Origin of the sequence: Thiomonas sp. UBA7699 (genome assembly GCF_002482605.1) — a bacterium.
GTDB lineage: Bacteria > Pseudomonadota > Gammaproteobacteria > Burkholderiales > Burkholderiaceae_C > Thiomonas > Thiomonas arsenitoxydans.
Genome location: NZ_DLGH01000030.1, coordinates 32,797 through 59,793 on the forward strand (window position 1 = coordinate 32,797; position 26,997 = coordinate 59,793).

Genomic DNA, 26,997 nt, shown 5'->3' on the forward strand with positions numbered 1-26,997 from the left:
GCGTGGTTTGTGCGGCGCATGTTGTGCAGGCGCATCGCAAGTGGCATGCCGCTTGATCACTTGTGATGCGCCGCAACGGTTTGCAGCGCTTACTGACAGGCCTCGCATTCCGGGTTGTCGATGGCACAGTAGCGGATGTCACCCGACTGCACCACGGCCTGTGCCGAAGCCGAAGCTAAAGCCGAAACCGACTCGCTTGGCGACTGCGGCACGGCGTTGAGCTGACCCGCCTTGACCGTGGACTTCTCGGCATGCGTGGCGCCGATAGTGCGCAGGTAGTAGGTGGTCTTGAGGCCACGCAGCCAAGCCAGCTTGTAGGTATCGTCGAGCAGCTTGCCCGATGCATTGGCCATGTAGATGTTGAGCGACTGCGCCTGGTCGATCCATTTCTGGCGGCGCGCCGCAGCCTCGATGATCCACTGGGTATCGGTCTCGAAGGCCGTGGCATACAGGGCTTTGAGATCGGCGGGAATGCGGTCGATGCGCTGGGTGCTGCCATCGAAGTACTTGAGGTCGGCCACCATCACTGCGTCCCACAGGCCACGCGCCTTGAGGTCGCGCACCAGATATTGATTGATGACGGTGAACTCGCCCGACAGATTCGACTTGACGTACAGGTTCTGGAAAGTCGGCTCGATGCAGGCGTCGACGCCGACGATGTTGGAGATGGTGGCCGTGGGCGCGATGGCCACGCAGTTGGAGTTGCGCATGCCGTGCTGCGCAATCTGCGCGCGCAGGGCGTTCCAGTCGAGGGTGCTGGAGGTGTCGGCCTCGACATAGCCACCGCGCTGCTCGGCCAGCAGCTTCAGACTGTCCATGGGCAGAATGCCTTGATCCCAAAGCGAGCCGCCGTAACTGCTGTAGCGGCCGCGCTCGCGTGCCAGTTCGCTCGACGCCCAGTAAGCCTCGTAGCAAACCGCCTCCATCGACCGATCGGCAAATTCCACGGCTTGTTGCGAACCATAGGGAATGCGCAGCTGATACAGACAGTCCTGAAAGCCCATGATGCCCAGACCCACTGGCCGGTGCTTCATATTGGCGTTGCGCGCCTTGGCCACGGCGTAGTAGTTGATGTCGATCACGTTGTCGAGCATGCGCATCGCGGTCTGGATGGTGCGCTTGAGCTTGGCCTGGTCGATGACTTTGGCGCCGTCTGGCGCGTCTTTCAGATGCGCGACCAGGTTGACCGAGCCGAGGTTGCACACCGCGATTTCGCTCTCGTTGGTGTTGAGCGTGATCTCGGTGCAGAGGTTGCTCGAGTGCACCACGCCCACATGCTGCTGCGGGCTGCGCACATTGCACGCATCCTTGAAGGTGATCCAGGGATGGCCGGTTTCGAACAGCATGGACAGCATCTTGCGCCACAGTTGCACCGCAGGCAGGGTCTTGAACAGCTTGATTTCGCCCAGCGCGGCCTTTTGCTCGTAGCGGGTATAGGCCTGCTCGAAGTCCTTGCCGAACTTGTCGTGCAGATCCGGGACGTCGGCCGGGCTGAACAGCGTCCAGTCGCCCCCTTCCATCACCCGCTTCATGAATAGATCGGGCACCCAGTTCGCGGTGTTCATGTCGTGCGTGCGGCGGCGATCGTCGCCGGTGTTCTTGCGCAGTTCCAGGAACTCTTCGATGTCGAGGTGCCAGGTTTCCAGATAGGCGCAGACCGCGCCCTTGCGCTTGCCGCCCTGGTTCACTGCCACCGCAGTGTCGTTGACCACTTTGAGGAAGGGCACGACGCCCTGGCTCTTGCCGTTGGTGCCCTTGATGTGGCTGCCCAGGGCGCGCACGCGCGTCCAGTCGTTGCCCAGACCGCCGGCGAACTTGGACAACAGCGCGTTCTCCTTGATGGCCTCGTAGATGCCGTCCAGATCGTCCGCCACGGTGGTGAGGTAGCAGCTCGACAGTTGCGAACGGCGGGTGCCCGCATTGAACAGGGTGGGCGTGCTCGACATGAAATCAAAGCTGGAGAGCAGCTCGTAGAACTCGATGGCGCGCGCTTCGCGGTCGATTTCGTTGAGCGACAAGCCCATGGCCACGCGCATGAAAAAGGCCTGCGGCAGCTCGATGCGACGGCCATCTTTGTTCACCCGCGTATCGGCACGATTGGCGAGGAAATAACGGTCATACAGCGTTTGCAGACCCAGGTAATCGAACTGCAGGTCGCGCTCGGCCTTGAGCGCGGCACCCAGACGGGCCAGGTCGAACTGCCCGAGCCGCTCGTCGAGCAGTTCGAGCTCGACACCCTCCTTGATGCAGCGCGGAAAATACTCGGCGTAGCGCTGGGTCATCTGCTCCTGCGGAATGTCCTCGTTCAGCGTCTCGCGGCGCATGGTGTGCAACAGCAGGCGCGCGGTGACCTTGGAGTAGTCGGGGTCGCGCTCGATCAGGGTGCGCGAGGCGAGGATAGAGGCCTTGTAAACCTCGAGCATCGGCACGCCGTCGTACAGATTGCGCAGAGTTTCCGCCACGATGGGGGCCGCCTTCACATCCGCACTCAGATTGACGCAGGCGGATTCAATCAGGCTCACCAGAGCGGCCTGATCGAGCGGTTTGCGCAGACCGCCGTCGAGCACATGCAGCACCGGAGCGCTCTCTTGTTGCTCTGCAGCCGCTTTCTGCTTGGCCCGCTCTTGTGTGCGGCGTTCGCGGTACAGCACATAGGCGCGCGCCACCTCGTGCTGGCCAGTGCGCATCAGCGAGAGTTCGACCTGGTCCTGAATGTCTTCAATATGAAAGGTGCCGCCGCTGGGACGGCTACGGAGCAGGGCGCGCACGACGTTTTCGGTCAGCGCATTCACTGTTTCGCGCATGCTGGCCGAGGCCGCACCCTGCCCGCCTTGCACGGCCAGAAAGGCCTTGGTCATCGCCACGGCGATTTTGCTCGGCTCAAACCCGACCACGGCCCCGTTGCGACGGATGATCTTGTAGTCTGAAAAATCACCCAGTGCGACCTGCTGTTGCGTATCCACCTCGGGGTGTGCGAGGTGTTGCGGGACGGCAGTGGATTCGGTGGCGGCGGTGGTCTGGGACATCGGGACTCCTTGAGGGCAGATGGGCCGCGCAGCAAATCTGACTGGCTCACGGCGCTGCGAGCGCACATGAACGCCGCATGAAAGCAGCACGGACAAAGCAATAAAGACGAATGAGGGCAAATCGGGGACGAACCGAGAGAGCGCGTAAGCATTTCCAGCCTTCCGAAGCCGCAGTCTCAGACCGCGATCCGGCATCTCTCTCAATCCGTCAAGACACTATATCTAGCGTCTGGCGGAATTTCAACCACTATTCGTAGTGTGGGACAAATTGACAGTCAGCCCACAGCTTATGCACAGGTTCATGCACAAAGTCTGCCCTTGGAGCGGCTTCGGGCAAACCCGCAAGGGTGCTCAAAACCGCTGAAATGGAAAGGCCGATGTCGGCAAGGCCAGGCCGTTTTTGAGCTGGCGCCAGTCGAAGCCGACGCCTGGATCGGTCTTGCGCCCTGGCGCAATGTCGCTATGCCCGACCCATGCGCGCAAGGGATAGCGCGCGAGCAGTTCAGATCCCAGTGCGATCAGGGTGTCGTACTGCTCGGGCTCGAACGGCTCATCGTCGCTCCCTTCGAGTTCGATGCCGATGCTGAAATCGTTGCATCGCTCGCGCCCGGCATAACGCGATGCGCCGGCATGCCAGGCGCGCCGGTCACAGGACACATATTGCGTGAGCACACCATCGCGCTGCACGACAAAATGCGCCGAGACCCTAAGGCCTTCGAGCGCGGCAAAAGCCGGGTGCGCCCGCGGATCGAGCCGATTGCAAAACAACTGCTCGATCGCCTCGCCGCCATATTGACGCGGCGGCAGAGCGATGCAATGGATCACCAGCAAATCGATCGGCATGCCCGCGGGCCGCTCATCCTGATTGGGAGACGGCATATGTCGGGCGTGGGGCATCCAGCCTGCGTCCCGACTAGCCGTACTGAAGGGGGGCGACATGATCAGAAAGGGTCGTCCGGCGGCGCTTCAGCCGGGTCGCGCACGTCGAGGCGCTCCATACGGTAGCGGATCTGACGCAGATTCAGCCCCAGCAACTGCGCGGCCGCGGTGCGATTGAAGCGGGTGCGCCGCAGCGCCTCGCAGAGGATGCTGCGTTCAACCTGATCGAGGTATGCCCCCAAGTCGGGAGGCAGGGGCGATTGCGCTTCGAACCGGGCCATGGGGGGCTGGGGCGACTGAGGCGGCTGAGGCTCCGGGGCATGCTGCGCAACGATTGGGGTGATCGGCGGGTCCGCCGGTCGCTGCATTGAAGGCGCCGTCGTGTCGGGCAGGATGGTGGTGATCGGCAAAGCCGTCGCAGAGGTCAGCACTTCGGCGACGCGGACGCCACTGCCCTGCAACTCGATGTCCTCAGGGCCGATCAGATCTTGTGCAGCCAGCGCCGCAGCCCGGTGCAGCAGATTCTCCAGCTCGCGCACATTGCCTGAGAAACGATGCTGGCGCAGGTGCTCAAGCGCAGCCGGGCTCAGCCGCAGACCGGGCCGCGCATTGTCGCGGCGGATGTCGCCCAGCAACGCCTCGACCAGTACCGGCAGATCATCCAGCCGGTCGCGCAGCGGCGGCAGAGTGACCCCGATGACGTTGAGGCGATAGAACAAATCCTGCCGAAACTGGCCCTGCTCCACCATGCGTTCCAGATGACGGTGGGTGGCGCTGACCAGGCGCACATCCACCGCGATTTCGGCCGTCTCGCCCACCGGGCGCACGCGCCGCTCCTGCACGGCGCGCAGCAGCTTGGCCTGCATCGCCAGAGGCAGTTCGCCGATCTCGTCGAGAAACAGCGTGCCGCCCTGCGCCGCGGCAAAGAATCCGGCATGGTCGGACATCGCCCCGGTGAACGCGCCCTTGCGGTAGCCGAAAAACTCGGCCTCCAGCAATTGCTCGGGAATGGCGCTGCAGTTCACCGGAACGAACGGCCCGCTGGCGCGGGCGCTGCACTCATGCACGGCCTTTGCGGCCAGCTCCTTGCCGGTGCCCGACTCGCCCTGGATGAGCACGGGCGCCATGCTGCGGGCCACGCGCTGCAAGGTCTGTTTAAGGGCGCGCATCACCCCAGACTCACCCACCATGCGTTGCAATGCGCTGCTGGTCGGCGCCTGCACTTCCACATCGACCGCTGCGAGGGCCGCATGCACGGTGCGACGCAGCGCCGCCAGATCGACCGGCTTGCTCAGGTAGTCGAACGCTCCGGCCTTGAGCGCCGCCACCGCGTTGCCCGCACTGCCGTAGGCGGTGATGACGATGGACTTCTCAAAGCGGTCGGGCTGGGCTTCCAGCCAGCGCAGCAACTCCAGCCCCTCGCCATCGGGAAGACGCATATCGGTGAGCATGAGGGCGTAGCGCCTGCGCACCAACTGCTCGCGAGCCTGCGCCACGGTTTCAGCCACGTCGATCTGCCAGCCCTCGTGCACTAGGCTCAGGGTGTAGAGCTCGCGCAGATCGGGTTCGTCGTCGACGATGAGAATACGCACATCCGCTGGATTCATGCCTTAAGGGCCCGGTGCGATTTGAATGACAAAAGAACCGCGCTCCTGCGGCGTGCCCTCGCGCTCGAGGCGGTAAAGCAGACGCGCGCCGTTGCGCAAACACAGTTCGTGAGAAATATACAAGCCCAACCCGACGCCCCGGCTGCTCGTGGTGCGAAACGGCTCGAACAGCTGCGCGCGCAGTTCGGCGTCGATCAGCGGCCCATCGTTGGAGACCTGGATTTCCCGCACCTGCCCGGCGCCAAGCTGCCGCATCTCGATCGCCCGCGGCTGGTTGCTCGCATAGCGCCGCGCGTTACTCAGCAGATTGACCAACACCCGTCGCAGATGCAAGGCATCGAAGCGGATCTGCGCTGCGTCGTCCTGAATGAACAGGCCGATGCGTCCCTGATCCGGTTGGTCGAATTCGGCATGCAGCTCGCGCATCAACGGCGCGCAAAGCATCAGCCCGATTTCACGCGGCGCGGTGCGGCCCAGCTCCAGCACGTCCTCGACGGTGCGGTTGATGCGCTCGACGTTCTGGCCGATGAGATGATGCAGGCGTTCGAGCTGCACCGCATCGCCCGCGAATTCGCGGGCGAGCTGGTTGGCCTGCCCGATCGCCCCCAGCGGATTGCGGATCTCATGCGCCACGCTGGCCACCAGACGCCCCATCGCCGCCAGCTTTTCCTGCTGAATGCGCGCATCGATCTCCCGCAGATCCTGCAGCACGATGAGATAGCCCACGCCGCCCGGCAGGTTGTCCAGCGTGGAAAGACGAAGCAGCAGCTTGCGACCCGCGGGCGTGCGCACCTTGACCTCCAGCGCCTCCTCGCCGTCGATGGCCATGCGCTCCACCTCTTTTCGCACCACCTCGGCCACCGGCAGATCGCGCAAGGCCTTGCGCCCCCCGAGCCAGCGCGCCGTGACCGCATCGCTCCAGGGCAAATCCAGCAGCTGTTGCGCGGCCGGATTGAGCGCTTCGAGCACCATGTGCCGATCGACCACCATGACGCCATCGCGCTGCGCCTCGATCACCCGCTGGTTCAAGGCCATCTGCCGCCGGGCGACGGACTCGCTGGCCGCCGCACGCGCTTCTTGCCGCGCCAGTCGTTGCGACAACTGCCAAGTCAGCACCGCCACGGCAAAATAGGCGATGCCGACAAAGGCCGCATTGAGCAGGCGCTGCTCGGCCTCCGCCGCCCCGCCCAGCATCGCGAACCCGGCGCTGCCCAGCAGAATCATCGTCACCAAGGCAGCCACGAACAAGGTGAGCGACAGCGTGCCGTAAATGCCCGCGGCCAACACGGGCAAGGCGTAGATCAGGGCGAATTCGCGCGCGGGATATCCCGCAGTGAACTGCAAGGTGGTGAAGGCCAGCAGATCGACGGCAATCGCGATCAGCACCTGCCAGGCCAGGCCCTGCGTGCGAACGAAACTCCACCAAAGGCTCGCGACTGTCAGCGCCACATACAGCAGCGCCACTCCGTAACCCAGTGTGGCGATGGCGGGTTTTTCGGCATGGGGGGCCGCCTGCATCATGGGCAGCAGCACCAGCCAGCCCAGCAACATCAGCGACATGAGCACGCGCGCCGCAGCCAGCACCCGGTAGGTTCGCAGGCGTTCTCGGCCCAGACGCGAAGAAGGCACGAAGGCCGAACCTGAAGAGGCCGCCGCCGGGGCGAACATGGATCGCGCGAATGCGCTTTCAGCGGCGACCGCAGCGCCCGGCTTACGACCCCAGACGGGCATGCTCGTCGCTGCAGTACGGCTTGCCATCGCGCCAGACGCAGCGGCTGGCGGGCGAGTGCACGCCGCAATGCGCGCACGGCAACATCGCCTCGGGAACCTGCGGCGGTTTATTGGGCGAAGGCGGCTGTCGCACGCTGCGGGGTTGCTGCGATTTTTTGATGAGCATCAGCCCGACGATCACCACCACGAACAGAACGAGGTACTTCATCGGTGCAAAATCACCTGCAGCACAAAACGCGAACCGACATAGGTGAGCATCAGCAGCACCGTGCCGCCGAACAGCCATGCCAGCGCCCGCGTGCCCCGCCAGCCCAGAAACACCCGGCCCACCATCAGCACGGCAAAAATTAGCCAGGCCGCGATACCGAAAACCGCTTGATGATTGAACTCGAACGGCTTGCCAAACAATTCCTCGCTGAACGTCGCCGCAAAAATGAGCGAGGCCGTCAGCAGCACAAAACCCACCGCCGCCAAACGATAGGTCAGCTTTTCCAGGGTGAGCAAAGGCAGGCTGCGCGACACGCCCGACACCGCGCCCTTGCGCCGATGCAGCGAACGCTCGGCCGTCCACAGCAAAATGCCGTGAAGCACGGCCGCGCCGAACAGACCATAGGCGGCGATCCCCATCGCCCAGTGCAGCGCGAAAGTGGGCCCGGCGCCGTAAGGCGGCGTAAAGCCTCCGGGGAAAACCCAGCTCAACAAAATGGAGAGGGCCGCCAGCAGACAGATCCAGCTTCTCAACATCTGCAGGGGGTAATACAGACTTTCCACCCAATACACTGCCGCCACCAGCCAGAACGTGACCGAAAGCGCCTGGGCAAAGCCGAAATGCGGCTGCAACTCGCCGTGCAGCACCATACCGAAGGTGATGCTCTGCGCGATCCAGGCCAGCGCCATCACCCAGGTCGACCAGCGCTCGGAACGTTGCGTCGCCCCACTGGCAGCCCCTTCCGCTTGGCCTAGCACCAAAGCAGGTTTCGGGCGCGACAACACCGCAGCCAACATATAGAAGGCGAAGGCGAGGCTATTCACTAAAATCGACATGTTTCAAGTTTAACCGACCCCCCTGCGGTTCTTCAGTGCCGCGCGCGGTGAATGCCAGACTGGCCTCAGGCTCTGCGACGACCAAACTGCGCAAACGCCCAAACCTCGCTCCAACCTTCCACGCCCCATGCTCAACAACCTCACCCAGCGCCTGTCCCGCGTGGTCAAGACCCTCAAGGGCGAAGCACGCATCACCGAATCGAATATCCAGGACATGTTGCGCGAGGTACGCCTCGCGCTTCTCGAAGCCGACGTGGCGCTGCCCGTCGTGCGCGAATTCACCGCCCGCGTCAAAGAAAAGGCGCTGGGCCAGGAAGTGGTGGGTTCGCTCACCCCCGGTCAGGCGCTGGTCGGCGTGGTGCAGCGCGAGCTTGCCGAGCTGATGGGCGGCGACGCCGTGCCGATCAACCTCGCCACCCAGCCGCCGGCCATCGTGCTCATGGCCGGTCTGCAGGGCGCGGGCAAAACGACCACCACCGCCAAGCTGGCGCGGCTGCTGACCGAGCGGCAGAAGAAAAAAGTGCTCACCGTGTCGTGCGACGTCTATCGACCGGCGGCCATTGCGCAGTTGCAGACCGTGACGGCGCAGGCTGGGGCGGAATTCTTTCCCTCCTCACCCGACGACAAACCACTGGATATCGCCCGCCGCGCCGTCGAATTCGCCCGCAGTCACCACTTCGACGTGCTGCTCGTCGATACCGCCGGACGACTGTCGGTGGACGAAGCCATGATGCGCGAAATCAAAGAGCTGCACGCCGCGCTCAAGCCCATCGAAACCTTTTTCGTGGTGGACGCCATGCAGGGCCAGGACGCGGTGAACACCGCGCGCGCCTTCCACGACACCCTGCCGCTGACCGGCATTGTGCTCACCAAACTCGACGGCGACGCCCGCGGCGGCGCGGCGCTGTCGGTGCGGCAGGTCACGGGCGCACCGATCAAGTTCGCCGGGGTGTCGGAAAAGATCGACGGCCTGGAGCCCTTCGACCCGCGCCGCATGGCCGACCGGATTCTGGGCATGGGCGACATCCTCGCCCTGGTGGAGCAGGCGCAGCGTCAGGTCGATGTCGATGCTGCGCAGCAACTGGCCGCCAAGGTCAAGTCGGGCGCCCAGTTCGATCTCAACGACTTTCTGATGCAACTGCAGCAGATGAACAAAATGGGCGGCCTGCAGGGCATGCTCGACAAACTGCCGGCCGAGATGCAGGCCAAGGCCGGTCAGGCCGATATGTCCCGCGCCGAGCGCGACATGCGCCGCATGCAGGGCATCATCCACAGCATGACCCCGCAGGAGCGCCACAAGCCCGACGTCATCAAAGCCACCCGCAAACGCCGCATCGCCGCAGGCGCGGGGGTGCAAGTGCAGGAAGTCAACCGCCTGCTCAAGCAATACGAGCAGATGCGCGACATGATGAAAAAAATGAAGGGCGGCAAGATGTTCAAAATGATGCAGCGCATGGGCGGCATGATGCCGCGCTGAGTGCTCGACGCTCGGCGGGACGGGCGACTTCAGCCGGAGCCGCCCGCCACCAGCCAGCGCTGGCGCGCGGCGAGCACCGCGTCGGGATAAGCCGCTTTGCCGCGCGAGCCGTTGTAGCGGCCCAAGGCGTAGAACAAGCTGCCGTTTTCGATGTTGAGGTAGTGCCGCAAAATCACGCAGCCATAACGCAGATTCACCTGCATGTGAAACAGCCCCGTTATGTCGCCATTGCCGATCTGCTGGGTCCAGAACGGCATGACCTGCATATAGCCCATCGCCCCGGCCGATGAAATGGCATACTTCTTGAAGCCGCTTTCCACCTGAATCAAGCCCAGGATCAGCGCGGGCTCCAGCCCGGCGCGGTGCGCTTCGTACCAGACGGTTTGCAGAAAATCGCGCCGCACCGAGAAGCCCGGAATGCGGTTTTGCAGCCGCGCCGACTCGGTCGCCAGCCACACCCAGTATTGGGCGAAATGATTGGCGTCGCGAAAATGCGGCTGCGGCGGCGGAGCCTCGGCAATCTGCGCGGCGAGCGCGGTGCGCACCGCGTCGCTGAGCTGCTCTTCCTTTTGCGCGCCAGCCCAGGCAGGCGCAGTGGGCAAGCTCCAGCCCGCGCCGATCGCAGCGCCCGCTCCCGCCATCTGCAACAGCCACCGACGGCGAGACAGGTCAGGCATGCAACAGCCCTCGGACGGAATCAGCGCTGCAACCGGGCCTGCAACTGCGCGCAGGCGTCAGCCAGCGGCAACACCGTCGGCGCACTCTCTCGGCGGTGCTGATACTCCACCGTGCCCGCAGCAAGACCGCGGTCGGAAATCACCATGCGGTGCGGCACGCCGATCAGTTCCCAGTCGCCCAGCATCACGCCCGGACGCTCGCCGCGGTCGTCCAGCGCCACATCCACGCCTGCGGCGATGAGTTCGGCGTAGAGCGCGTCCGCCGCCTGGCGCACGGCTTCGCTGCGGTCATAACCGATGGGGCAGATCACGGCGGTGAACGGGGCGATCGCATCCGGCCAGATCATGCCCTTGGCGTCATGGTTCTGTTCGATACACGCCCCGAGGATGCGGGTGATGCCGATGCCGTAGCAGCCCATTTCCAGCGTTTGCGATTTGCCCTTGTCGTCGAGGAATGTCGCGCCCATCGCGGCCGAATATTTGGTGCCCAGATAGAACACATGCCCCACCTCGATGCCGCGACAGATCGACAAGGCGCCCTTGCCGTCCGGGCTGGGATCGCCCGCCTGCACATTGCGGATGTCGGCCACTTCGGGCTCAGGCAGATCACGCCCCCAGTTGACGCCGGTGTAGTGGAAATCCACCGCATTGGCGCCGACGACGAAGTCGCTCATATTCGCCACGGTGCGATCGGCAATCACGCGCACGGGGTGCACGGTACCGATCGGCCCAAGGTAGCCCGGCGGCGTGCCAAACGTGGCCACAATCTCGGCCTCGGTCGCCATGCGGGTGCTGGCCAGACCGGCGAGTTTGCTCACCTTGACCTCGTTGACCGCATGATCGCCGCGCACCAGCAGCAGCACGATGGTTGCGGCCTGTCCGGGCTTGTCGCCATCCACTGCGAGCACGACCGACTTGAGGGTCTGCTGCAAGGGAATGCCCAGCAGCGAGGCGACGTCTTCGCATTTGGCCGCGCCCGGCGTGGGCGTCTTTTGCAGCGTCTGCGTCGGCTCGGCGCGCGCGGCGATCAACGGCAGAGCTTCGGCCTTCTCGATGTTCGCGGCAAAGTCGGAACCCTCGCAGTAGGCAATGGCATCTTCGCCGGTGTCGGCAATGACGTGAAACTCATGGCTGAGCGAGCCGCCGATGGCCCCCGAATCCGCCGCCACGGCGCGGAACTCGAAGCCGAAACGCTGAAAGATGCGCACATAGGCGTCGAACATGGTGCGGTAGCTGATCTGCGCCGCCTCGAAATCGCGATCGAAGGAATACGCATCCTTCATCGTGAATTCACGCGCGCGCATCACACCAAATCGCGGACGACGCTCATCGCGAAACTTGGTCTGGATGTGATAGAAATTGAGCGGCAGTTGACGCCAGCTCCGCACCTCGCTGCGCACCAGATCGGTCACGACTTCCTCGGAGGTGGGCTGGATCACAAAGTCGCGGTCATGGCGGTCTTTGATGCGCAACAGTTCAGGACCGAATTGATCCAGCCGCCCGGTCTCCTGCCAAAGCTCGGCCGGCTGCACCACGGGCATGAGCAACTCGATGGCGCCCGCGCGATTCATTTCCTCGCGCACGATGGCCTCCACCTTGCGGATGCTGCGCAGGCCCAGCGGCAGATAGCTGTAAAGCCCCGCTGCATGTTTTTTGATCATGCCGGCGCGCAACATCAGCGCCTGGCTGCGAACATCGGCATCCGCCGGATCGTCCTTCTGAGTGGATATGAAAAAGCGGGAAATTTTCATGCGTAGCGGCGCGTGGCCGGCATTTGAGGAAAAATGAATTCGAAGATCAGCGTGATCGTCGGGGTCTTAGCTGTATTGGGCGTTTGCAGGCTCTGCCGCACTCTGGAAACACCCTCTCCCGGCGGCCGCGCTGCCTATAATCAAACGGAGAATTCTAAAAGATCGAGGATCAGGCGATGTTGGATCGCGAAGGCTACCGTCCCAACGTGGGCATCATCCTGCTCAACGCCAGAAATCAGGTGTTCTGGGGCAAGCGCGTGCGAGCGCATTCGTGGCAGTTTCCGCAGGGCGGCATCAACCCGGGCGAAACGCCTGAGCAGGCCATGTACCGCGAGTTGCACGAAGAGGTCGGCCTCAACCCCTGTCATGTCCGCATCATTGCCCGCACCCGCCAATGGCTGCGGTATGACGTGCCTAGCCATTTCGTGCGCCGCGACAGTCGGGGTATCTACAAAGGCCAGAAGCAGATCTGGTATTTGCTGCGCCTGACCGGGCGCGATTGCGATGTTTGTCTGCGCGCCACCGAGCACCCTGAGTTCGACGCCTGGCGCTGGAACGAATACTGGATACCGCTCGACAGTGTGATCGAGTTCAAGCGCGACGTCTATCAAATGGCGCTGACTGAGCTGGCGCGTTTTCTGCCCCGAACCGAACCGCGCACGCGTTTCCTGCGCGCCAATCTGCGGCACCGCCATGAGGGCGCCGCCACTGCAGACGAGGCCGCCACGACGGATGCTTCGGCTTCTCCTTTCACCACACCGGATCCAGCATGACCTTTTCTGCTTCAGCACGCCTGCGCGCGACGCTGCTGGCCGGCCTTTTGCTCGGCTTAGGCTCCAGCCCTTTGACTCACGCCCAGTCTGCAGACGAAAGCGGCTTGTTCGGCGCCAAACAGAGCACTGCCGAAGCGCCCGTCACCTTTCCCCGCGCCCCGGCCGATCTGTTGCATGTGCACATCACCGCGAGCGGCGCGCTGCAGTTTTATGTCGATCGGGGCTCGATCTCGGTGGAACCCGGCCAGACGGTGCGCTACACCTTGGTGGGAAAAACGCCCGACGGACCGCGCAATATCACCTATGAAGGAATCAACTGCGCCACGCGACAGTGGACGCTCTATGGTCTGTGGAACGACGCCAGCCAGAAATGGGTGGCCGCAAGCGGGAGTGACTGGCAGCGCATTCCCGAAAACGGTGCAACGCGGGTGCACGCCACGCTTTACAGCGACGATTTTTGCCACAACCGGGCTGTTCGCGGCACGCCTGCTGACTTGGCTCGTCGCATCGAGATGGGCTTGCATGCGCCCTCGGACAATTCTCTGATGACGAATGAGCGCTGAAGCATCTCTACCGCTGCGTCCTACAGGAAAACCATATTGTCCCGGTGAATCAGCTCGGGCTCCTCGCTGAAACCGAGTATGGCCTCGATGTCGGCAGACGGGTGGCGCATGATGCGCCGGGCCTGTGAAGCCGCGTAATTACTCAGGCCCCGCGCCACTTCCGCTCCGCTTGCATCGCGCACGGCGATAACGTCACCTCGATCGAAGTCGCCCTGTACCTCCACCACGCCAACCGGCAGCAAGCTGGCCCCTTGTGCGCGCAAACGCCGGGCTGCGCCTTCATCCACCCTGACCCAGCCGCGCAGTTGCAGATGATCGGCCATCCACTGTTTGCGCGCGGCAAGCTTGGCATGCCCGGCCAGCAACTGAGTGCCAACGATCTCGCCCCGCGCCAACCGGAGCAGCACATCGGGCTCGCGTCCGCTAGCAATCACGGTATGCGCGCCACTGCGCGCCGCACGCCGCGCTGCCGTGACCTTGGTCGCCATGCCGCCGGTGCCGATTCCCGTTCCAGCACCGCCGGCCATGGCCTGCAGCGTGGCGTCCTCGGCGTCGGCTTGGGCGATCAGCGTGGCGTCGGCATGTTTGCGCGGGTCCGCGCTGTACAGGCCCGATTGGTCAGTGAGGATGATCAGCACATCGCCTTCCACCAGATTGGTGACCAGCGCACCCAAGGTGTCGTTGTCACCAAACTTGATCTCGTCGGTGACCACGGTGTCGTTTTCGTTGATGACCGGCACGACGCCCTGCTCCAACAAGGTCAACAAGGTTGTGCGGGCGTTGAGATAGCGCTGGCGATCCGCCAGATCGGCATGGGTCAACAAAACCTGTGCGGCGACCATGCCGCGCTCCCGGAAGGCCGTTTCGTAAGCTTGCGCCAAGCCCATCTGGCCGACGGCCGCAGCCGCCTGCAACTGGTGCATTTCGCGCGGACGTTGCGACCAGCCCAAGCGACGCATCCCTTCGGCGATGGCGCCGCTGGAGACCAGAATGACGTCCTTGCCTGCAGAGCGCAGGCCGGCGATCTGCCCCGCCCAACGGGACACAGCATCGAGATCGACGCCACGCCCTTCATTGGTGACCAGACTGGAACCGGCCTTGATGATGACGCGCCGCGCCGACTGCACGACAGAGCGGGAAGGCTGCATTTCAGGGGCTGACATCGTCACGGAAGCGGGGATCGGGTTCGGCGGTTTCTACCGGTTTGCTTTGGCCGATATGTTCGGCAATCGCGTGTAGCAGTGGGTCAAGGCCCTCGCGTGCCAGTGCCGAGATCGGGAACACCGGGCCTTTGTAACGCAGACGGCGAAGCAGGTTTTTCACCGCCGCCTCGCGCTCGTCTTCGGGCAGCAGATCGAGTTTGTTGAGAACCAGCCAACGGGGCTTGGCGGCTAGGTCGGCGTCGTATTTTTTCAGCTCGGCGACGATGGCGCGAACATCCTTGACGGGATCTGCGCCCTCTTCAATCGGCGCCATATCCACGATGTGCAGCAGCAGTTTGGTGCGCTGCAAATGCCGCAGAAACTGATGGCCCAGCCCCTGGCCTTCCGCCGCGCCCTCGATCAGCCCGGGAATGTCGGCAATGACGAAGCTCCGGCCAGGCCCCAGACGCACCACGCCGAGATTGGGATACAGCGTGGTGAACGGATAGTCGGCAATCTTGGGACGGGCATTGGACACGGCGGAAATCAAGGTGCTCTTTCCCGCGTTGGGCATGCCCAGCAGCCCCACATCGGCCAGCACCTTGAGTTCGAGACGCAGCTTGCGATGCTCGCCCTCTTGTCCCTTGGTCGATTCGCGCGGTGCGCGATTCACGCTGGATTTGAAGTGCAGATTGCCCAAGCCGCCTTGCCCGCCGCGGGCGATGATGATCTCCTGGCCGTCCTGCACCAGATCGGCGATGAGCTCATCCGTTTCGGCATCAAAGATCAGCGTGCCAACCGGCATGCGCAGCACCTTGTCGTCGCCACCGGCGCCGTACTGATCCGCGCCGCGCCCGTGCTCGCCGTTGCGTCCACGATGCAGCCTGGAAAACCGAAAGTCCACCAGCGTGTTCAGATTGACATCTGCGCGAGCGATGACATGTCCGCCGCGCCCGCCGTCACCGCCGTTCGGCCCGCCAAAGGGAATGAATTTCTCACGGCGAAACGACACGCAGCCGTTGCCGCCGTTTCCGGCGTGCGCTTCGATCACGACTTCATCGACAAATTTCACGGTGGGCTCGCTTCGCTGAAAAAACAGAAAACCCCGGCTGGCGAACCCGGCACACACGCTGTGTGCCTTGTGTCACCACGCCGGGGCGTTGATGGGGCATTGCCCCAACCCGGCCTAACAGCGGCCGAGTCTCACACGTCAGTTGGCTACAACCGTCACGGTCTGCCGATTGAACGCGCTCTTCACTTCAAATTCAACGCGGCCATCGACCAGCGCAAACAAGGTGTGGTCTTTGCCGATGCCGACATTGTGTCCGGGGTGGAACTTGGTGCCACGCTGACGCACGATGATGCCGCCAGCCGAGATGCCCTGGCCGCCATACACCTTCACGCCGAGTCGTTTGGCTTCTGAGTCGCGCCCGTTGCGGGTTGAGCCGCCGCCTTTTTTCTGTGCCATGTCTGAATCTCCTTAGGCCGAGATCGTTTCAATCTGAAGCTCGGTGTAATTCTGCCGATGCCCCTGATGCTTCTGATAGTGCTTGCGGCGACGCATCTTGAAAATGCGCACCTTGTCGTGCCGCCCGTGCGACAGCACCTTGGCCGTCACCTTTGCACCGTCGACCAGGGGAGTGCCGAACTTGGCGTCTTCACCGTTGACCACGGCGAGCACCTCTTCCAGCACAATATCCTGACCTACGTCTGCCGGCATCTGTTCTACCTTGATTTTTTCGCCAGCTGCAACACGGTACTGCTTGCCGCCGGTTTTTATGACCGCATACATAAGTTCACCTCTTGGAAATCGTGCAAACGGCCTCTTTTATCGACCCCGCACGGACAACCAGACCACTCCGCAAGCTTCCTCAGAAAATAGAAGGCTTGGCGGTTCGCCCGGAAAAAGCTCGCAATTCTAGCACGGCTCAAGTCTTTCACCAGTTCTGCTCAAACATCGTTGTCCACGCACCATGTCCTCAGGTTCGACCTCCCTCCCTGCCACCGCACCTTCTTAGAATGGCGGCCTGTAGGAAGGTGTTCATGAACCTCTCCTTAAAGCTCAAATATTGTCAACCCGCATCAGATTTTCAACCGACTCCTCCATGTCGCCTTCATCAACACAAACGCCAGACATGGCGCAAGCACCGACGATTCATACCGTCTTTGCGCCGATCACCGAAGACATGGAGAGCGTCGACCGGGCCATTCACACCCACCTGGCCTCCGAAGTCGCGCTGATCAACACCATCGGCGGCTACATCGTTGCGGGCGGAGGCAAGCGACTGCGTCCCGCCTTGCTGCTGCTCGTCTCCCAGGCACTGGGGTTTCGCGGGCCGAAACTGCACATCATGGCCGCTGTGGTGGAACTGATCCATACCGCCACCCTCCTTCATGACGACGTGGTGGACGAGTCATCCATGCGACGCGGGCGCGAAACCTCCAACGCCCTCTTCGGCAACTCGGCCAGCGTGCTGGTCGGCGATTTTCTGTACTCACGGGCATTTCAGATGATGGTGTCCGTGGGGAGCATGCGCATCCTCGACATCCTGGCCGACGCCACCAATGTCATCGCCGAAGGCGAAGTGTTGCAATTGCTCAACATGCACGACCCGGAAGTCGATGAGCAACGGTATCTCCAAATCATCCGCTTCAAAACCGCGAAACTTTTCGAGGCCGCAGCCCGAATCGGCGCCGTACTCGCCGATGCCGATGCGAACACGCAGGAAGAGATGGCCCTGGCGGGACGTAGCTTCGGCACCGCATTCCAGTTGATTGACGATCTGCTCGATTACAGCGGGAACTCCGCAGAACTGGGCAAGAACATTGGCGACGACCTGCGCGAAGGCAAACCCACCCTGCCGCTGATCATCGCCATGCGACAGGGCACTGCCGCGCAGCGCACTCTGATCGAAAATGCCATCCGCCAAGGCGACACCAGCGCACTCGACGATGTGATGGACATCGTGCACGCTTGCGGCGCCATGCAGGCCGTGCGCAAGGCCGCGCAGGGCGAGATCCGCGTTGCCGAGCGCGCGCTTTCCCTCCTAGCACCTAGCCCTGCCCGGCAGGCTCTGCTAGACTTATGCGCTTACTCTTTAGGACGCACGGTCTGATTTCTCGGACAACAGCACGGGCAACAATGCCTGAGCGGTGAGATGAATTGAAGCGCGCGCCACTTAAGATCGGGGTGTAGCTTAGTCTGGTAGAGCGCTACGTTCGGGACGTAGAGGCCGGAGGTTCGAATCCTCTCACCCCGACCAGAATTTTCAAGCTGACACGGCCGCCATTATTTCAACATGGCGGCCGTTTTTGTTTTTGGAATCAAGAACTTAGACAGTTCCTGAGCGGGAAGTCGAGGTATCGCACCGAGCGTGTGCAAAATGTGTAAATGTCGTTCTTTTCAGAAAGGGCGACAGTTTGCTCCGTTTTTGCGCCAATTCACCTTGCGTCGCGTTTCGTGTGCCTGCGTAGAGTTCACTATTGATTCGGCCCCCAAATAGTGTCATGCGGCGTACTTGACAAACGGATCTTGAAAGAAGGTTTTGACACGCTCGGGCTTGTGGGCCAGGGCAGTCATGTGCTCGACGGCGGCAGCCTGCAACTTCGCCTTGGTTCGCACCGGCACCTTGGTTCGAATGACGTGTTTGAGGTCCGCGTTCAGGCGCTCCTCCGGATTGAGCTCAGGGCTGTAGCTGGGCAGATAGAACACCTCCATCTGCTCCTTGTTCTGCGACAGCCACGCCTTCACCGGCTTGCAATGATGCACCCCCAGGTTGTCCAGAATCAGGAAGATCCTCTTGCCCGTGTCCTTGACCAGGGACTCGAAGAACTCGATCAACCGCTCATGGTTGAAGGCGCCGTCGATGATCATCCAGCGCGCCTTGCCCTGATTGGTCACGGAGGCAATCATGGAGAGCTTTTGACGCGTGCCGCCCACCGCCATGGCCACCGGCGTGCGCCCCTTGGGGGCAAAGCTGCGGCCCCGCACATCGGTGTTGACCAGCGCCGTCTCGTCGCCCCAGTGAATCTCTGCGCCCTCGGCCTTGGCGCGCTGCGCAATCTGCGGGTACTGCGTGTCCAGCCATTGCTTGACTGCTGCAGGCGACTGCTCATAGGCGCGCTTGATCGGCTTTTGCGGCGTGAAGCCCCAGCGCGCCAGGTATTTGCCCACCGAGCGCACATGCAGCTTGATGCCGTATTCGCGCTCGATCAACTGCATGACGGCAGCTCGGCTCCATAGCGCGAAGTCCATCTTCAACTGCTCCGGGCGCTTGTCGCAGATGGTGCGTTGGATGGCTTGTTCCTGCTCCACTGACAGGGCGCGGTCTTCGCCACTGCGCCGACCGCGTGTGCGCGGCGCCAGACCCGCCAATCCCTGCGATTCAAAGCGCGCGATCGTCTTGCTCACCGCCGTGTAGCTCAACCCCACCTCCTGGGCAATCTGCGTGCGCGTTCTCCCTCGCTTGTGTGAGCGGATGACTTGCCGACGCCGCTCGTGCTGCTCGGCTGGGCTGAGTTTTCTTGCATCGTCTTTTTCCATGGATGGAAGATGCGGAAAAACTCAATAAGTTCAATCTATTTGTGGGCCGAATCTATAAGACTGCGCTGGAGCGCCGAAGAATCGGCGACCTAAAGTCAAGTGGCAGTGACTGCGGGGCGGCCTGTTTCAACGCCATTGATGCTTACACGGGATTCCATCCACTTCTAAGGAATCCCATCATGTCAGACATCTCCAATCGTTCCGCCTACCGTGTCACCGTCGCACGCCGCCCCGAGCACGACCGCACGTTTCCCTTCAGCCAAGCCGGCCGCACCAAACTCGCGGCCTACATAGCCGAGCTGCGAGCCAAGGGTTTGAAGCCCCAGGTCGCCCAGGGCACAGACACTTGGCAAGTCCGCGTCCGCCGAAAGGGTCATCCGGCCCAAGTCACGACGTTTGGCTCCTTGGAAGACGCGGATGCGTTTGTCAAGACCATTGACGCTGAGCAATCGCGCGGCCTGTTTCGCGATTACACCGCGGCAGCCAACATCTCATTCGCGGCTCTCGTGCAACGGTATATCGACGAAGAGTGCCCGCGGCTCAAAGGGGGCGACACCTACGCCATCATCCTCAACGCGATGCTCGAGGACAGCGTGGGCGCACTCGACCAGCGCATCCGTGTGCGGGAGGCGGAGGCCAAGGCTTGCGGTCGGCCGATGACCAAGTTGCGCGCCAACCGGGTGCCTATGGGCAATCTGGAATGGATGCAAAAGCCCATGACCGAAATTCAAGCCATGGACATTGAGGACTTTATTCAAGAGCGCCTGCAATACGCTGCCCCTCCCACGGTCGACCGGCAGCTGGACCTGGTGCGTGCGGTCATCAAAGTCGCCACGGAAACGTGGGGCTATTACGTCGACCGCAATCCGCTGCAAGGCGTGCGGCTGCCCAAATACTTCAACGAGCGCGAGCGGCGTTTGAGTGAAGACGAGGAGGTCCGATTGCTTGAGGCAGCACGCCAGGAAGACCAGCTGCGGTCGTTTTGTTGACGCCGACCGAAAACTGAGCTACTTTGAGGGTTGTGCCGACCCAAAACTGAGCCAGGTGAACAACCTACTCTGCTGCTTTTTTACGCACCAGAGGACCCGGAGTGATCACCATGGACATGATTGGCAGGATCCGGCATTTGCATGCCCGCAAGAACAAATCGGAGCGCGAGATAGCGCGCATGACAGGGCTATCGCGCAATAGCGTAGCGAAGTGGCTGCACGGCGAGGTGGACAGTCCACCGCAGTACCGGCGCGGCGAACAGCCGGGCAAGCTCACGGCGTTTCACGATGCGCTGAAGCTGGCCTTGAAGGCGGACGCTCATCGGCCCAAGCACGAACGGCGCACGGCCCGCGCGCTGTACGCCGAGATCAAGCGTGCGGGCTACGAGGGCGGCTACACCCGGGTGACCGACTTCATCCGAGCCTGGCGCCAGGGCGAAGGCCAGGGGACTGTGGTCAACGCTTTTGTGCCACTGGCCTTCGAGTTGGGCGAAGCCTTCCAGTTCGACTGGAGCGAAGAAGGCATGGTGATCGGCGGCATCTACTACCGGGTGCAGGTCTCGCGCGTGTTGCTGTGCGCCAGTCGGGCCTTCTGGCTGGTGGCCTACCCCAGCCAGGGCCACGAGATGCTGTTCGATGCCCACTCCCACAGCTTCGCCGCGCTGGGCGGCGTGGCCCGCCGGGGCATTTATGACAACATGAAGACGGCAGTGGACTTGGGTCTTGAAAGGCAAGGGACGCATTGTCAACGCACGCTTCGCGACGATGTGTGCGCACTACCTCTATGAACCGGACTTCTGCAACGTGGCCAGTGGTTGGGAGAAAGGGGGGGGGTCGAGAAGAACGTGCAGGACAGCCGCCGACGCATCTGGACCTGCGCGGCCCAGATCAAGTTCGGCAGCTTCACCGAACTCAACGCCTGGCTGGGCGAGCGCTGCCGCGCGCTGTGGAACGAGGTGCACCACCCCGAGCACACCCAGTTCAGCGTGGCCGAGATGCTGGAGCACGAGCGCGCGCACCTCATGCCCATGCCGGTGCCCTTCGATGGCTACGTCGAGAAACCCGCGCGGGTCTCCAGCACCTGCCTGGTGTCGGTGGCGCGCTTGCCGCTATTCGGTGCCGTGCGAACGGGTGGGGCAGAGGGTCAGCACGCGGCTGTACCCGGGCAGCGTCGCCATCGTGGCGGATAACGCCATCGTGGCCCGCCACGAGCGACTGAGCAACGCGGGCGAGACCCGGTACGACTGGCAGCACTACATTCCGCTGCTACAGAGAAAGCCTGGTGCACTGAGAAACGGCGCGCCCTTTGCCGACATGCCCGAGCCGCTGCAGCGGCTGCGCCGAGGGCTGCTGCGCAACCCGGGCGGCGACCGGGTGATGGCGCAGGTGCTGGCCATCGTGCTCAGCGCGGGTCTGGACGCGGTGCTGGTGGCCATCGAGCTGGCGCTGGAGAGTGGGCCACCGGGCAAGGTCAGTGTGGAGCACGTGGTCAACGTGCTCAACCGGCTCAACGCGCAGCCGGTGCCGCCCACGGCGGCCACGCAGTTGAAAGTGACCGCGCCGCCGCTGGCGAACACGGCGCGCTACGACCGTCTGCGTTCGGACACCGTGGACCACAGGGTGGGCGTGACCACCGAGGGAGCTGACCACGAAGACTGATGTGCTGGTCGAACTCAAGGCCCTGCGCCTGCACGGCATGGCCGGGGCGTGGGCTGATCTGGTCGAGCAAGGCGGTGGCGGGGCAGGTGGTGTGGGCATCGAGTCCTCGCGCTGGCTGATCGAGCACTTGCTGCAGGCCGAGGGCACGGACCGGGCGATGCGCTCGGTCAGCCACCAGATGCACGCGGCGAAGTTCCCGGTGCACCGCGACATGGCGGGCTTTGACTTCTCGGTCTCACCGGTGGACCGTAAGCTGGTGGAGACTCTGGCTACCACGGCCTTCACCGACGAGGCGCACAACGTCGTGCTAGTGGGTGGGCCGGGCACAGGCAAGACGCATCTGGCCACGGCCATGGGCGTCTCGGGCATCACCCGGCACGGCAAGCGGGTGCGGTTTTACTCCACCGTCGATCTGGTCAACGCGCTGGAGCAGGAGAAGGCGCAGGGCAAGGCCGGGCGCATCGCCACCAGCCTGCTGCGCATGGACCTGGTCATTCTGGACGAGCTGGGTTACCTGCCGTTCAGCCAGGCCGGCGGGCGCTGCTGTTCCACCTGCTAAGCAAGTTGTACGAGCACACCAGCGTGATGATCACCACCAACCTGGACTTCGCCGAATGGTCCAGCGTGTTCGGCGATGCGAAGATGACCCCAAGGCGGGGTCAGCCCCCTCGGGGGGCAGCGAGGGCAAAGCACGAGCGAGGGGGGCTCTGCGCTCACCCTGCTGCAATGCACCTCCGCCTACCCCGCGCCGGATGAGGTGCTCAATCTGCGCGTCATCGCCACCCTGCGCACTGAGACAGGCCTGCCCACCGGTTATTCCGACCACAGCCTGGGCAATGCCGCCGCGCTCGCCGCCGTGGCCCTGGGCGCCTGCGTGATCGAAAAGCACATCACCCTCGACCGCAAGCTGCCCGGCCCCGACCACCGCGCCTCGAGCGAACCGGCCGAGTTCGCCGCACTGGCACGCGACATCCGCCGCATCGAGGCCATGCTGGGCGACGGCATCAAGGCCCCGCGGCCTGACGAGATCGACGTGCGCGCTGTGGCCCGCCGCAGCGTGGTGCTGTCCACGGCCCTGCCCGCAGGCGCCGTGCTGCAGCGCGAACACCTGCAACTGCGCCGCCCCGCCAGCGGCATTCCCGCCGCCGAGCTGGATGCCGTCATCGGCCAGCGCCTGCGCGCCGACACCCCGGCGGGCGCCGTGTTGCAGTGGAACGATCTCAAAAAAATGGGTTAGCGTCTGTGCACGCCGCGGCGGCTACGCGTAGTGCGTCCACATGCGCAGCACTTTCACAGCATGTTCTGGCTGGAGAACTTGGTACACGAGCCGGTGCTGGATGTTGATACGCCTGGAATAGGCCCCAGCAAGATCGCCGACAAGCTTTTCGTAAGGCGGAGGTGTTTGAAAGGGATCTGCTGCAATCACCCCCAGCAAGGCCTGAGCTTTTTCCTTGAGTCCAGCAGCAGCCAGATTTCTGGCGTCCTTTTGCGCTTGCTTGGTGAAGACGACGTTCCAACTCACCAGTCAAGATCCTGTGAGCATGTTTCGATGGGCTCCGCCATACCGGCCTTGATTGACTCTCGCATGCCGGGCGCCGACAGCAGGAACAAAGTCTCCTGAATCGCCGACCAGTCTTCCTCTGAGATCAGAACTGCATTGCTGCGTTTGCCAGAAATAACAATGGGCTGATGCGACTGTGCCGTCTGATCCATAAGGCGATACAGGTTGGCGCGTGCTTCACTCGCAGTTAAGGTGGTCATGTTGAACTCCGGTTGGTGGATCATAAATGTACGCAAAGACGTACGTCAATGCAAAAATTGAGCGTGGCGATCGATACTCCAAACAACCACACCCGCCCTGCCCGCTGAGTATTCGGCCTTCCCCAGAAATTGCGGCATCATTCACTCTGGACAAGAAAGCAAACAAGAGACAACATGGCCACCCTGATTCCTGCGCTGGGTTCCTGCGTTTCGCGCATGACGCCCGGCGAGCGCCGCACCGCCGAGCGGTTTGAACAGAAGCTCGACGCCGACTACCTGCTCTGGTACGACGTGGCCGTCGGCCCCAAGCACCAGCACCCGGACTTTGTGGTCATGCACCCGCGCCGGGGCATTCTGATTCTGGAGGTCAAGGACTTCCGGCTCTCAACCCTCATCCAGGCCAACAAGCAGACCTGGGACATCCATGGCGAGCTCGGCCCCAAGACCATTGCCAACCCGCTGGAGCAAGCCCGGCAGTATGCGCATCAAGTGGTCAACGCGCTGGAGCGCGACCCGCAACTGGTGCAGCATGAGGGCCAACACCAGGGCAAGCTGGCCTTTCCGTGGAGCTATGGCGTGGTGCTGCCCAACATCACCCGCGCGCAGTTCGACAAGGCCGAACTCGGCCACGCCATCGAACCGCACCGCGTGGTCTGTCAGGACGAGATGCTTGAGTCGGTGGACCCGGAAGAACTGCAAAGCCGCCTGTGGGACATGTTCCCCTTCATGATGGGCGGCGTCATGTCGCTGCCGCAGATGGACCGGGTGCGCTGGATCATGTTCCCCGAGGTGCGGGTGGCCGTTCCCGGGGCGGCCACCCTGTTTGACGACAGCGGCGAAGCCGCCGAACTGCCCAGCATCATGCGCGTGATGGACTTGCAGCAGGAGCAGCTGGCCCGCAGCCTGGGCGAGGGCCACCGCGTCATCCACGGCGTGGCCGGTTCGGGCAAGACCATGCTGCTGGGCTACCGCGCCGAACACCTGGCGAAAGCACAGACGGCGGCGAGCAAACCCATCCTCATCCTTTGCTACAACGAACCGCTGGCCCGGCAGCTCGCCAGCGTGATGGCCGCCAAAGGCATTGCCGACCGCGTGCACGTCGTGCACTTCCACAAATGGTGCCGCGACCAGCTGGTTGCCTACGGGCAAAGCCTGCCCGCTAACAACCAGTCGGTCACCGACAAGATGGCCGACATGGTCCAGCGCGTCATCACCGGCGTGGACCGCCGCCAGATCCCGAGCGGGCAATACCAAGCCGTGCTCATCGACGAAGGCCACGACTTCGCGCCCGAATGGCTGCGCCTGGTGGTGCAGATGGTGGACCCCGCCACCAACAGCCTGCTCGTGCTGTACGACGACGCGCAGAGCATCTACGAGCGCACGCAGAAGAAGAACTTCAGCTTCAAGAGCCTCGGCATCCAGGCGCAAGGGCGCACCACCATCCTCAAGATCAACTACCGCAACACGCTGCAGATCCTGCAATCCGCCAGCTTGGTAGCGGCCGACCTGCTGACCGCCGAAGACAAGGACGACGACGGCGTGCCCCTGCTCAAACCCGTGAGCTGCGGGCGCGACGGCGAGGCGCCGCTCATCGTGCGCCTGCCCACCCTGCGCGAAGAGGTGACCCAGATGGCCGATCTACTGGCCACCGCCCACCGCGAAGGCCATGCCTGGGGCGACATGGCCATCCTCTGCCGATACCACAGCGAAATGGACCTGTGCGCCGAATTCCTGCGCAAACGCAAGCTGCCACACCAGGTGCGCAAACGCTCAGGCGAGTTCGACCCCGCGCACGACAGCATCAAGGTGATGACCCTGCACGCCAGCAAGGGGCTGGAGTTCCCGGTGGTGGCGCTGGTCGGCGCCGGGCGCATGCCTGCCGAGGGCGAAGACGAACGCGAGGAAGCGCGGTTGTTCTATGTGGGAGCGACGCGGGCGACGCAGCGCTTGGTGATTGGTGCGAGTGGCAACGGGAAGTTCGCCTCACGCATTCGCTCTACCATCTGACCTGTCTAGTCAGACTTTGAGGTTCTACATGCACATCTGGCAAATGCAAGAAGCCAAATCGCGCCTATCCGAGGTCGTCAAAGAGGCCGAGCGCGACGGCCCGCAGGAGATCACGGTGCATGGCCGGTCGGTGGCCGTCGTGCTGTCGCGCGCCGATTACGACCGTTTGGCCGGCACCGGTGAGTCGCTGGCTTCCTTCATACGTCGCTCGCCGTTGGTCGGCGCAGACGATCTCGACTTCACGCGCGACCCCAGTCTCACACGAGAAACCCGCCTCTAAGCCTGTGAGCTACCTCGTCGATACCTACGTCCTGTCCGAACTGCGACGCCGCGAGCCGGCGCACGCGGTTGTGCAGTGGATGGAAGCACGCCCGGCTACAGCCTTGTTTCTGTCTGCCCTGACCGTGGGCGAATTGCGCAAGGGCATCGAGGCGCTGCCCGCTGGCCTGCGCAAACAACAACTGCTCGACTGGCTGGAAGTGGAATTGCCTGCGTTCTTCGCAAACCGGCTGCTGCCGGTCGATAGGAAAGTCGCTGAACACTGGGGGAATTTGCTAGCGAAAGCCGGACGCCCGCTTCCCGCCATCGACAGCCTGCTCGCCGCCACAGCCCTGACCCACGGCCTGACCCTGGTGACTCGTCATGTGCGTGACTTTCAATTTTCCGGGCTGACGGTCATCGACCCTTGGACTGCAAAGTGATCTCATCTGGCAAATCTTTCAGCTCTGAGTTGCGCTAATGCCTTCGCCACCGCAAACCCCGTCCCTCTCTTTTTATTGAAAATCCATGTCCAGCGATACGTCCTACTACGTCTACGCCCTCAAAGACCCTCGATCGTCGCCAGCCTTGCCGTTTTACATTGGCAAGGGAACGGGGACGCGCTCCTTTGATCATCTTGTCAAACCTGATAACACTCGCAAAGGCCTGAAGATTAAAGAGATAGAAGCCGCGGGAGCGAAAGTGCTGGTAAGCCGTTTGGTCGATGCGATTGATGAGCACCAAGCAATCCGACTGGAAGCGGAATTGATCTCAGCATTCGGAACGATCGACACTGGCGGACTCTTGACGAACACAGTGATGCCGTCTGGCCTTGCAGCGAAAGCACGCACATCTGTGATTGTTCCCTCGGGCGTAAAAGAAAAAGCTCAGCTAGGGCTGACTCTCTTGAAGGAAGCCGTTCTCGAACTCGCAAAAGCCAATCCAAAAGGCGTTTCTAATTCGGATACTGCTAGCCTACTTGGGCTTCGCAGTGATTACGGCGGGGGTTCGAAGGACTATTTGTCGTACAGCCTGCTCGGCATCCTCATGCGCGAAGGCAAGCTAGAGCGATCTCAAACAGGCAAGAAACATATCGCTCGCGTGGAGTGA

At 62.8% G+C, this 26,997-nt stretch carries 25 protein-coding genes, 1 tRNA gene and 3 pseudogenes; 14 read left to right on the plus strand and 15 right to left on the minus strand.

From position 1 onward, the window contains the following. Nucleotides 1-89: 89 nt before the first annotated feature. The 6 genes from B3H47_RS13305 to B3H47_RS13330 form a co-directional block, all read right to left on the minus strand. A complete protein-coding gene (locus B3H47_RS13305; protein WP_276708528.1) occupies nt 90-3,026 on the minus strand; it encodes a ribonucleoside-diphosphate reductase subunit alpha in 2,937 nt (978 codons plus the stop codon). A gap of 351 nt (nt 3,027-3,377) precedes the next feature. Next, nucleotides 3,378-3,965, minus strand: a complete 588-nt coding sequence (gene ampD, locus B3H47_RS13310) for a 1,6-anhydro-N-acetylmuramyl-L-alanine amidase AmpD (protein WP_276708529.1) — start codon at nt 3,963-3,965, stop codon at nt 3,378-3,380. Nucleotides 3,966-3,967: 2 nt separating this feature from the next. Then, nucleotides 3,968-5,512 (minus strand): sigma-54-dependent transcriptional regulator, encoded by a 1,545-nt coding sequence (locus B3H47_RS13315; protein WP_276708530.1) that lies wholly within the window; start codon nt 5,510-5,512, stop codon nt 3,968-3,970. Between the two features lie 3 nt (nt 5,513-5,515). Continuing rightward, the gene (locus tag B3H47_RS13320) at nt 5,516-7,180 is read right to left on the minus strand and encodes a sensor histidine kinase (RefSeq protein ID WP_276708531.1); all 1,665 of its coding nucleotides are present in this window, start codon (nt 7,178-7,180) and stop codon (nt 5,516-5,518) included. 43 nt (nt 7,181-7,223) lie between these two features. Then, entirely contained in the window at nt 7,224-7,451 is a 228-nt protein-coding gene (locus B3H47_RS13325) for a PP0621 family protein (protein WP_013104740.1), read from the minus strand. Further along, nucleotides 7,448-8,287, minus strand: coding sequence for a cytochrome C assembly family protein (locus B3H47_RS13330; protein WP_276708532.1), 840 nt, complete (start codon nt 8,285-8,287; stop codon nt 7,448-7,450). Before B3H47_RS13330 ends, B3H47_RS13325 begins: the two co-directional genes overlap by 4 nt. Before the next feature lie 127 nt (nt 8,288-8,414). Here B3H47_RS13330 and ffh point away from each other — a divergent pair, with 127 nt between their 5' ends. After that, entirely contained in the window at nt 8,415-9,764 is a 1,350-nt protein-coding gene (gene ffh / locus B3H47_RS13335) for a signal recognition particle protein (RefSeq protein ID WP_276708533.1), read from the plus strand. A 29-nt stretch (nt 9,765-9,793) separates the two neighbouring features. On the opposite strand, the gene B3H47_RS13340 is transcribed toward ffh, so the two are convergent. Beyond that, the gene (locus B3H47_RS13340) at nt 9,794-10,441 is read right to left on the minus strand and encodes a lytic transglycosylase domain-containing protein (RefSeq protein ID WP_276708534.1); all 648 of its coding nucleotides are present in this window, start codon (nt 10,439-10,441) and stop codon (nt 9,794-9,796) included. A 20-nt stretch (nt 10,442-10,461) separates the two neighbouring features. Next, nucleotides 10,462-12,192 (minus strand): proline--tRNA ligase, encoded by a 1,731-nt coding sequence (locus B3H47_RS13345; RefSeq protein WP_276708535.1) that lies wholly within the window; start codon nt 12,190-12,192, stop codon nt 10,462-10,464. 176 nt (nt 12,193-12,368) lie between these two features. Here B3H47_RS13345 and B3H47_RS13350 point away from each other — a divergent pair, with 176 nt between their 5' ends. Further along, on the plus strand, nt 12,369-12,965 hold the full coding sequence (locus B3H47_RS13350) for an RNA pyrophosphohydrolase (protein ID WP_013104735.1): 597 nt from the start codon (nt 12,369-12,371) through the stop codon (nt 12,963-12,965). Next, nucleotides 12,962-13,528 (plus strand): CNP1-like family protein, encoded by a 567-nt coding sequence (locus B3H47_RS13355; protein ID WP_286987492.1) that lies wholly within the window; start codon nt 12,962-12,964, stop codon nt 13,526-13,528. The genes B3H47_RS13350 and B3H47_RS13355 overlap by 4 nt, the downstream gene beginning before the upstream one ends. Nucleotides 13,529-13,548: 20 nt before the next feature. On the opposite strand, the gene proB is transcribed toward B3H47_RS13355, so the two are convergent. The 4 genes from proB to rplU form a co-directional block, all read right to left on the minus strand. Continuing rightward, nucleotides 13,549-14,676 (minus strand): glutamate 5-kinase, encoded by a 1,128-nt coding sequence (proB, locus tag B3H47_RS13360; protein WP_276708537.1) that lies wholly within the window; start codon nt 14,674-14,676, stop codon nt 13,549-13,551. A 1-nt stretch (nt 14,677) separates the two neighbouring features. Beyond that, entirely contained in the window at nt 14,678-15,742 is a 1,065-nt protein-coding gene (gene cgtA, locus B3H47_RS13365; RefSeq protein ID WP_276708538.1) for an Obg family GTPase CgtA, read from the minus strand. A gap of 138 nt (nt 15,743-15,880) precedes the next feature. Next, nucleotides 15,881-16,138 carry a 50S ribosomal protein L27 gene (rpmA, locus tag B3H47_RS13370; protein ID WP_013104731.1) on the minus strand — a complete coding sequence of 86 codons (258 nt, stop codon included), beginning with the start codon at nt 16,136-16,138 and terminating at the stop codon, nt 15,881-15,883. Nucleotides 16,139-16,150: 12 nt separating this feature from the next. Next, complete coding sequence (gene rplU / locus B3H47_RS13375) at nt 16,151-16,462, minus strand: 50S ribosomal protein L21 (RefSeq protein ID WP_013104730.1); 312 nt, start codon at nt 16,460-16,462, stop codon at nt 16,151-16,153. 313 nt (nt 16,463-16,775) lie between these two features. On the opposite strand from rplU, the gene B3H47_RS13380 reads away from it, so the two are divergent. Then, on the plus strand, nt 16,776-17,786 hold the full coding sequence (locus B3H47_RS13380; protein ID WP_286987495.1) for a polyprenyl synthetase family protein: 1,011 nt from the start codon (nt 16,776-16,778) through the stop codon (nt 17,784-17,786). Nucleotides 17,787-17,856: 70 nt separating this feature from the next. Then, nucleotides 17,857-17,933 (plus strand) — tRNA-Pro (locus B3H47_RS13385). A gap of 242 nt (nt 17,934-18,175) precedes the next feature. Here B3H47_RS13385 and B3H47_RS13390 read toward each other — a convergent pair. Further along, entirely contained in the window at nt 18,176-19,213 is a 1,038-nt protein-coding gene (locus tag B3H47_RS13390) for an IS630 family transposase (protein WP_286987496.1), read from the minus strand. Nucleotides 19,214-19,392: 179 nt separating this feature from the next. On the opposite strand from B3H47_RS13390, the gene B3H47_RS13395 reads away from it, so the two are divergent. The 5 genes and pseudogenes from B3H47_RS13395 to B3H47_RS13415 all read left to right on the plus strand — a co-directional run bounded on the left by B3H47_RS13395 (nt 19,393) and on the right by B3H47_RS13415 (nt 23,098). Further along, nucleotides 19,393-20,202 carry a hypothetical protein gene (locus B3H47_RS13395; RefSeq protein ID WP_286987497.1) on the plus strand — a complete coding sequence of 270 codons (810 nt, stop codon included), beginning with the start codon at nt 19,393-19,395 and terminating at the stop codon, nt 20,200-20,202. A 110-nt stretch (nt 20,203-20,312) separates the two neighbouring features. After that, a pseudogene (gene istA / locus B3H47_RS13400) lies at nt 20,313-21,861 on the plus strand (IS21 family transposase). A 37-nt stretch (nt 21,862-21,898) separates the two neighbouring features. Next, nucleotides 21,899-22,617 (plus strand): annotated as a pseudogene (locus B3H47_RS13405) (ATP-binding protein). Then, a pseudogene (locus B3H47_RS13410) lies at nt 22,568-22,858 on the plus strand (N-acetylneuraminate synthase family protein); the annotation flags it as partial. The pseudogenes B3H47_RS13405 and B3H47_RS13410, both read left to right, overlap by 50 nt. Further along, entirely contained in the window at nt 22,850-23,098 is a 249-nt protein-coding gene (locus B3H47_RS13415) for an SAF domain-containing protein (protein WP_276710137.1), read from the plus strand. The pseudogene B3H47_RS13410 and the gene B3H47_RS13415, both read left to right, overlap by 9 nt. Nucleotides 23,099-23,119: 21 nt before the next feature. Here the strand turns inward: B3H47_RS13415 and B3H47_RS13420 are convergent, their stop codons facing one another. Both B3H47_RS13420 and B3H47_RS13425 read right to left on the minus strand, forming a co-directional pair. Continuing rightward, on the minus strand, nt 23,120-23,383 hold the full coding sequence (locus B3H47_RS13420) for a Txe/YoeB family addiction module toxin (RefSeq protein ID WP_276710130.1): 264 nt from the start codon (nt 23,381-23,383) through the stop codon (nt 23,120-23,122). Then, on the minus strand, nt 23,380-23,622 hold the full coding sequence (locus tag B3H47_RS13425) for a type II toxin-antitoxin system Phd/YefM family antitoxin (RefSeq protein ID WP_276710126.1): 243 nt from the start codon (nt 23,620-23,622) through the stop codon (nt 23,380-23,382). The genes B3H47_RS13420 and B3H47_RS13425 overlap by 4 nt, the downstream gene beginning before the upstream one ends. A 174-nt stretch (nt 23,623-23,796) precedes the next feature. Between B3H47_RS13425 and B3H47_RS13430 the strand changes: the two genes are divergently transcribed. From B3H47_RS13430 to B3H47_RS13445, 4 genes are all read left to right on the plus strand, one after another. Beyond that, on the plus strand, nt 23,797-25,629 hold the full coding sequence (locus B3H47_RS13430) for an NERD domain-containing protein/DEAD/DEAH box helicase (RefSeq protein ID WP_276710124.1): 1,833 nt from the start codon (nt 23,797-23,799) through the stop codon (nt 25,627-25,629). 28 nt (nt 25,630-25,657) lie between these two features. Beyond that, nucleotides 25,658-25,909 (plus strand): type II toxin-antitoxin system Phd/YefM family antitoxin, encoded by a 252-nt coding sequence (locus B3H47_RS13435; RefSeq protein ID WP_276710122.1) that lies wholly within the window; start codon nt 25,658-25,660, stop codon nt 25,907-25,909. Nucleotides 25,910-25,913: 4 nt separating this feature from the next. Beyond that, nucleotides 25,914-26,330, plus strand: a complete 417-nt coding sequence (locus B3H47_RS13440) for a type II toxin-antitoxin system VapC family toxin (protein WP_276710119.1) — start codon at nt 25,914-25,916, stop codon at nt 26,328-26,330. Between the two features lie 85 nt (nt 26,331-26,415). Then, on the plus strand, nt 26,416-26,997 hold the full coding sequence (locus tag B3H47_RS13445) for a GIY-YIG nuclease family protein (protein WP_286987498.1): 582 nt from the start codon (nt 26,416-26,418) through the stop codon (nt 26,995-26,997).